Source organism: Mycobacterium sp. 1245801.1 (assembly GCF_001673055.1).
Lineage (GTDB): Bacteria > Actinomycetota > Actinomycetes > Mycobacteriales > Mycobacteriaceae > Mycobacterium > Mycobacterium europaeum_A.
In genome coordinates this window covers 1-664 of sequence record NZ_LZKY01000338.1, presented here as the reverse complement: position 1 = coordinate 664, position 664 = coordinate 1, and the positions used below count along the sequence as shown (strand labels likewise).

At 69.7% G+C, this 664-nt stretch carries 2 pseudogenes; one reads left to right on the top strand and one right to left on the bottom strand.

The window, feature by feature from the left end:
* A pseudogene (locus tag A5622_RS21130) lies at positions 1-399 on the top strand (RDD family protein); the annotation flags it as partial.
* On the opposite strand, the pseudogene A5622_RS28555 reads toward A5622_RS21130, so the two are convergent.
* Positions 343-664, bottom strand: a pseudogene (locus A5622_RS28555) (CBS domain-containing protein); the annotation flags it as partial. The pseudogenes A5622_RS21130 and A5622_RS28555 overlap by 57 nt on opposite strands.

Here is a 664-nt window from a genome sequence, read left to right as displayed (position 1 = left end):
GAGGCGGCGGGTAAGCCGCCGCCGGCCGGCGGCTACGCGCCCCCACCACCCGGACCGGCGATCCGCACGCTGCCGACGGAGCAGTACACGCCGTGGCTGACCCGCGCGCTGGCCTTCATCATCGACATCCTCCCGTACGTCGTCGTGCACGGCATCGGCACCGCGATCCTGGTCGCCACCCAGCAGACCGCCTGCATCACCGACGTCACTCAGTACTCGGTCAACCAGTACTGCGCCACCCAGAACTCGACCGTCGGCATGGTGGCGCAGTGGCTGGCGTCGATCATCGGGCTGTTCTATTTGATCTGGAACTACGGCTACCGGCAGGGTGCCACGGGCTCGAGCGTCGGCCAGTTTCGCCCGCCCCTCGAAGACCGCGGACAGCAGTTCGCGTTCGGAGACGCTGCCGGCCACCTCGCCCGCCATCACCGGCGGCTCGGCCCCCACGACCGGCATCTGGGACACCCCGTACTCGCGCAGGATGCCGATGGCGTCGCGCACCGTCTCGGACGGGTGGGTGTGCACCAGGTCGGGCAGGGCGCCGGATTTGCCCCGCAGCACGTCGCCGACCCTGGCCTCCTCGGTGGACCCGTCCAGGCGGCTGCGCAGGAAGCCGTACGACGACATCCACGCGTCGTTGAAGATCTTGGACATGTAGCCCCGC